Annotated in this window: 4 protein-coding genes; 2 read left to right on the forward strand and 2 right to left on the reverse strand. The window is 62.3% G+C overall.

Annotation, left to right across the window (positions count from 1 at the left end):
* Positions 1-12: 12 nt before the first annotated feature.
* A complete protein-coding gene (locus PQG80_RS14630; RefSeq protein ID WP_271752112.1) occupies positions 13-1,149 on the reverse strand; it encodes a D-alanine--D-alanine ligase in 1,137 nt (378 codons plus the stop codon).
* 53 nt (positions 1,150-1,202) lie between these two features.
* Complete coding sequence (locus PQG80_RS14635; RefSeq protein ID WP_271752113.1) at positions 1,203-2,264, reverse strand: amidase domain-containing protein; 1,062 nt, start codon at positions 2,262-2,264, stop codon at positions 1,203-1,205.
* 334 nt (positions 2,265-2,598) lie between these two features.
* Between PQG80_RS14635 and acnA the strand changes: the two genes are divergently transcribed.
* A complete protein-coding gene (acnA, locus tag PQG80_RS14640; RefSeq protein ID WP_271752126.1) occupies positions 2,599-5,313 on the forward strand; it encodes an aconitate hydratase AcnA in 2,715 nt (904 codons plus the stop codon).
* 144 nt (positions 5,314-5,457) lie between these two features.
* Entirely contained in the window at positions 5,458-6,615 is a 1,158-nt protein-coding gene (locus PQG80_RS14645) for a SepM family pheromone-processing serine protease (RefSeq protein WP_271752114.1), read from the forward strand.
* The last annotated feature ends 216 nt before the right edge of the window (positions 6,616-6,831 follow it).

The following is a 6,831-nucleotide window of genomic DNA, read 5'->3' on the forward strand; positions in this document are numbered from 1 at the left end:
GCGCCATCCCGGTCAGCCGCCGTAATCGATCAGCTGCTTCTCGGCATGACGGGCGAGCGCGAGATCGATCAGCGTGTCGAGCAGCTCCCGGTAGGAGACGCCCGTCTCCTGCCAGAGCAGCGGATACATGCTGAACGGCGTGAAGCCCGGCATCGTGTTGACCTCGTTTACGAGCAGCGCCCCGTCGCTCTTGCGAAGGAAAAAGTCAGCGCGGCACAAGCCCGCGCCGTCGATCGCCAGAAACGCGCGTACCGCCATCTCGCGCACGGCCCGCGAGGTCTCCTCGGGGATCTCCGCCGGGATGATCATCGCGGATTTGCCGTCGATGTACTTGGCTTTGTAGTCATAAAATTCATTGGAGCTCACGATCTCGCCCGCCACCGACGCGCGCGGCTCGTCGTTGCCCAGCACGGCGACCTCGATCTCCCGGGCGTCCACGAACTCCTCCACGATCGCCTTGCGGTCGTATCGCAGCGCTTCCTCGATGGCCGACGCCAGCTCCTCGCGGCTCCTCGCCTTGGACACGCCCACGCTCGATCCGAGGTTGGCCGGCTTCACGAAGCTCGGGTAGCCGATGTCCCGTTCGATGGCGTCCAGCAACCCTTCCCGGTCTTTGTTCCACTGGAAGCGCGTGAACGACTTGTACGCCACCTGCGGCAAACCGGCCGCGGCGAACATCGTCTTCATCGCGGCTTTGTCCATGCCGACGGAGGAAGCGAGTACGCCCGCGCCGACATACGGCAGGTTCGCCATTTCCAGCAGCCCCTGGATCGTGCCATCCTCGCCGAACGTACCGTGCAGCAGCGGAAACACGACGTCCACCGTGGCAATGCCGCCAGGTACGGCGATTTCGGACGCGGCTCTCTCGGACAAGCCCTGCATCAGCGGCAGCAGCGACGAAGACGTAGCCTCCCCGGGCTCCGCTGTTCCCTGCGGATCGAACTGAAGCTCCGCCACCGCGGTAGGCGGCGCCGCGAGCAGCGAGCCCGAGCGCCATCTGCCTTCCTTCGTTATATAGTAAGGAATGAGTTCGTACTTATCGTAATCAAATGCCTTCAGCACCGCGAGCGCGGTCTGAAGCGATACCTCGTGCTCGCCGGACCGGCCGCCGTAGACGAGCCCGACGCGAATCTTGTGTCCTGTTCCCATGGTAAGCTTGACCTCCGCCTTGTTCGACTGCCTCGTCGTGTTCGCCTTCCGGGTTATAACAGCGCCTCGATACGATAGAAGCGGTACCGGGTATTCTCCGTCCAGGCGTAGGAATCGCGATAATCCCAATACCGGTGCCTGCTGGGCACCGTATTGGCGTTGACCAGCGGCATGCCCTCGGGCGTCGCGGCCGTGACGATCGTATTGTGCCGGTATTGGCCGTTGCCGTCCCAATCGTAGCAGATAACGTCGCCCGGCGAGAGCTGCTCGGGGCGTTCGACGCGCGTCGCCCGCAGTCCGGCCGGCCGAGGCTGGCTTAGATAATGCTGTAGGCTATTCGCCACCGCCCAGCTGTAGCTCCAGCGTTCCTGGTCGCCCGACTGGCCATGATACCACCAGCCCGATTCTCTTTTCCCAGTATAGTTCATGGGCGCGCCCCCTGCAAAGAGACACTGCGAGACGTAATTCGTGCAGTTGACCTCGAATGTCTCGTATGCCGGGTTGCCCTTATCCCACCAAGCTTCCGCATAAGCGGCGGCCGCCTCGCGGTCGTACGGCGCGCTGCGCGCGGCCGTGCCGCCGTAGGGATTGGCCCAGGGTACAGCCTGAGCCCCCGGGTCGGCGGATAGCCAAAGCGCATAGCCGTCCCGGGCCGGGATGAACGGAACCGACGGCGCCACCTGCCATTCGCCTGCCGCGCCGTACGCCATCACCGACGCGGACGAGCGCTCGTCGCCGAGCGGCTCGGCGCGGTCAAGCCGCCATACGCCGCCGAACGGGACGAGCCGGATCCGCTCGCGCTCGATCCGCTCCTCCGTATAGGCGTCGCGGCCCGCGCCGCAGGCTCTGACGATGCGGAGCTGGAGGTCGACGAACGCCTCCTTCTCCCTCTCGCTCCAGCGCACGACGCGGGCGCGAATCTCGCCCCGCCGGGGCCGCGCCGACTGCACCGCCTCGCGCCGGCGCAGCGCATGCGTCCGCTTCTCCAGCCGGAAGCGGTGCTCTTCGTCCCCGACGCGTCCCAGCGCTTCGGGCGACCGGTTCAAGTCCGCTTCGTTCACCGCGTTCACGTATTCAACCAGCGCCTTCTTTACCCCGTCGTCCAACTCAGGCACCGGACATCCCTCCCGTACGGCACAGAATGCATCCCTTCATATGTATGTCTGCGTTCGCGGCTCCATGTCTGTTTTACTTGGAACGGCCCGGTTCGTCTGCGGCGGATGATCCCCCGCGTTTGCGGCATGCTAACCGCAAAGGTTGTGCCGGCCTTCATCCCTTTTTGGCAATAATCTAGGCACAATCTCTCTTTACTGTGTGCGGCGATAACGCTATAATAATGAGGAAGGTTTAATTTTGAAATCGGGTTTCGCAGAGTGAAACTTAAACGAGAATGTTTCTCATGCTCGTGTTTGCTTTGCCGAGTTCCGTGCAATCTTATCTAGGAGGCCGATTATTTTGTCTACTTTTCCGTACAATGTACAGGCCGACCTGCAGGCAGCGGGCAATACCTACCGCTACTACAACCTGCAAGGTCTGGAAGCGCAAGGCCTGGGCTCCGTGTCCAAGCTGCCTTTCTCGATGAAGGTTCTGCTTGAGGCCGCTATCCGCCAATTCGACGGACGCGCCATCACGCTGGAGCACGTCAAGCAAATCGCCGACTGGGCGAACGGCCGCGAAGATAAGGAAGTTCCATTCATCCCTGCCCGCATCGTGCTGCAAGACTTCACCGGCGTACCGGTCGTCGTCGACCTCGCCGCGATGCGCGAGACCGTGAAGCAATCCGGCGGCGATCCCAAGAGCATCAACCCGCTGGTCCCCGTCGACCTGGTCATCGACCACTCCATCATGGTGGACGCGTTCGGCACCGCCGACGCCCTGCAGACCAACATGGATCTCGAATTCGAGCGCAACGAAGAGCGCTACCGCTTCCTGCGCTGGGCGCAGACGGCGTTCGATAACTTCCGCGCCGTGCCTCCGGGAACGGGTATCGTTCACCAGGTCAACCTGGAGTATCTGGCTTCCGTCGCGGCCACCAAGACCAAGAACGGCGTAATCGAAGTTTATCCGGACTCCCTCGTGGGCACGGACTCTCATACGACGATGATCAACGGTCTGGGCATCGTGGGCTGGGGCGTCGGCGGCATCGAAGCCGAAGCCGGCATGCTGGGCCAACCGCTGTATTTCGTCATGCCCGAAGTCATCGGCTTCCGCCTGACGGGCAGCCTGGCCGAAGGCGCTACGGCGACCGACCTGGCGCTGACCGTCACCCAGATCCTCCGGAAGAAGGGCGTCGTCGGCAAGTTCGTCGAGTTCTTCGGCCCGGGTCTGTCCAACATCAGCCTGTTCGACCGCGCGACGGTCGCCAATATGGCCCCCGAATACGGCGCGACGATCGGCTTCTTCCCGGTCGACGACGAGACGCTGAACTACCTGCGCCTGACCGGCCGCGACGAGAAGCAAGTCGAACTGGTCGAAGCCTATTACAAAGCGCAAGGCATGTTCCGCACCAACGATACGCCGGACCCGACTTTCACCGACATCATCGAGCTCGACCTTTCCACTATCGTGCCTTCCCTGGCAGGTCCGAAGCGTCCGCAGGACCGCGTCGAGCTGACGGCGATGAAGGAAGAGTTCAACAGCATCATCCGCACGCCGATCGACAAGGGCGGCTACGGCCTTTCCGACGAGAAAATCGCGCAGACCGCACCGGTTAAGCACCGCAACGGCCAAGCCAGCACGCTCACGACGGGCGCGGTCGTCATCGCCGCGATCACGAGCTGCACGAACACGTCGAATCCGAGCGTCATGATCGGCGCCGGCCTCGTCGCCAAGAAGGCCGTCGAGCGCGGTCTGACCAAGCCTGCTTACGTCAAGAGCTCGCTGACCCCGGGTTCGCTCGTCGTTACCGATTACCTGATCAAGTCCGGCGTGCTGCCTTACCTTGAGAAGCTCGGCTTCTACGTCGCCGGCTACGGCTGCGCGACCTGTATCGGCAACTCCGGCCCGCTGCCGGACGAAGTCAGCCAAGCGATCGCGGACAACGACATGACCGTCGCCGCCGTCCTCTCGGGCAACCGGAACTTCGAAGGCCGCGTGCACGCGCAGGTCAAGGCTAACTACCTGGCTTCGCCGCCGCTCGTCATCGCCTATGCGCTGGCCGGCACGGTCAACATCGATCTGACGAACGATCCGATCGGATACGATCCGAACAACGTTCCTGTCTATCTGAAGGACATCTGGCCGACCAACGAAGAGATCGCCCAAGCCGTGGGCGCTTCGCTCGAGCCGGAGATGTTCCGCAAGAAGTTCGAGAACGTCTTTACGCAGAACGAGCAGTGGAACAAGATCCCTGTGCCGCAAGGCGAGCTGTACGAGTGGGACGACAAGTCGACCTACATCGCCAATCCGCCGTTCTTCACCGACCTGGGCGACCAGCCGGGCGACATCGGCGACATCAAGCGCGCCAACGTGCTGGCCCTGCTCAGCGATTCGGTCACGACGGACCACATCTCTCCTGCGGGCAACATCAAGGTCGACAGCCCTGCGGGCGAGTACCTGATCAAGCATGGCGTCGACAAGAAGGACTTCAACTCCTACGGCTCCCGTCGCGGCAACCACGAGGTCATGATGCGCGGTACGTTCGCCAACATCCGGATCCGCAACCAGGTCGCTCCGGGCACCGAAGGCGGCGTGACCACGTACCTGCCTACCGGCGAGATCATGTCGATCTACGACGCGTCGATGAAGTACCAGAAGAACAAGACCAACCTGGTCGTCATCGCAGGCAAGGAGTACGGCACGGGCAGCTCGCGCGACTGGGCTGCGAAGGGTACGTTCCTGCTGGGCGTCAAGGCGGTCATCGCCGAGAGCTTCGAGCGTATTCACCGTTCGAACCTCGTAGGCATGGGCGTGCTGCCGCTGCAGTTCCAACCGGGCAACGGCTGGAAGACGCTCGGCATCAGCGGCCACGAGAAGTTCGACATCGAAGGCCTCTCGAACGACGTGCAGCCGGGCCAGACGATCACCGTCACCGCGACGCGCGAAGACGGCACGACCTTCAACTTCCCGGTCATCGTCCGTCTCGACTCGATGGTCGACGTCGATTACTACCGTAATAGCGGCATCCTGCAGACCGTTCTGCGCCAGATGATCGCCAACCAATAATACGCTTTGCGCTTAGCCGTATCCCCGGGTCGCTCCGGGAGATGCGGCTTTTTGCTTGACTCGGAACTTAGAGAGAATGGACCGGATGCGATTGGGAAAGCATGGACGGATGCGCTATAATGGGGGACGGAGGTGACAGTCGCTGTGCCAACTGAGAACAAGCAGGGAATCCGGCGCTATCGATCGGCGATCGTCATCGGAGTGCTCGTCGTCATCGTGATCGTCGCCAGCAACTGGTCTTTGCCCTACGTGCTGTACGGGCCGGGTTCGGCGGAGCCCGTGCATCCCAGAGTCGAGACGGACCACAAGGTCGACCAGAAGGGCGAGCTGCTCTTTACGACCGTATCGTCCTATTCCAAACCGAACGTTTTCTCCATCATATACGCTTGGCTGAATCCCAAAATGGACATCCAGACGCAGGCCAAGGCAACGGGCGGCACGGTCAGCCTGAGCGCCTACCGCAACCTGATGGCCTGGATGCGCGACAGCTCGGAGGCCAACGCCCTGCTCGCCGCCTACACCGCGATGAACAAGAAGATCGACGTTAAGGAACAAGGGATTATCGTCAACTCGTTCATCAAGGAAACGAAGGCCCGGGCGCACGGCCTCCAGGAGGGGGATATCATCACCTCGGTGGACGGCGTCAAAGCGAACAATGCGGAGGCGCTCAGCAAGTACCTCTCTTCCAAAAAGGCCGGGGATACGGTCAAGCTGTCGGGCACGCGCGGCGGCAAGGCCTTCCAGGCGGACGTGCCGCTCATCAAGATGCCGGGCACGGGCAAGCCGGGCGTCGGCTTCACCAACCAAACCGTGCTGAAGGTGACGCCGCCGGACAAGGTCAAGTTCGACTTCGAGGATACGGGCGGCCCGTCCGCCGGCCTCATGATGACGCTGGAGATCATCTCCCAGCTCCAGGGCAAGGATCTGACCAAGGGCTATCGCATCGCGGGCACGGGCACGATCGCCGCGGACGGCAGCGTCGGGCTCATCGGCGGCATCCAGTACAAACTCATGGCGGCGGACCGGGAAAAGGTGGACTACTTCCTCGTACCGTACACGCGCGTGGCCGCCGACCACTGGCAGGACAACGAGAAAATCGCGCCGAAGGACGCCATCAACGCGGTGCTGAACGGCTTCGGCAACTGGAGCCTCGCGCAGCAGACGGTCGCCGATCTCAAGCTGAAGCCGAAGCTCGTGCCCGTCGCCTCGCTGCAGGATGCGCTGGACTTCCTGAACAGCCTCGAGCCCAAGAAGGAAGCGAGCGCGACGACCAGCCCGGCGCCGAGCGCCAAAGCTTCTTGAGCTAAAGTTATCGAAAAAGAGCCTTGTTCGCCGTTGGATGCGGCGGACAAGGCTCTTTTCGGTGCCGGGCACATGGTCCGGGGTCAGATGCGCTAAGTGTGCTCGGATGACGCTTTTTGGCTCGCGTTACAGATTCAGAATCAGATAGTTCGGTAGTATGACACTATTGATGCACCTCGAGCTACTGGGCAAGTGGCGATAGTGCCCTAATGGCAC

It is taken from the genome of Cohnella rhizoplanae, from assembly GCF_948329515.1.
Taxonomy (GTDB): domain Bacteria; phylum Bacillota; class Bacilli; order Paenibacillales; family Paenibacillaceae; genus Cohnella; species Cohnella rhizoplanae.

What these genes read in the sequence shown, in the direction of transcription:
- PQG80_RS14630 (WP_271752112.1), bottom strand. Translation starts at nt 1,149, where the DNA reads ATGGGAACAGGACACAAGATTCGCGTCGGGCTCGTCTACGGCGGCCGG.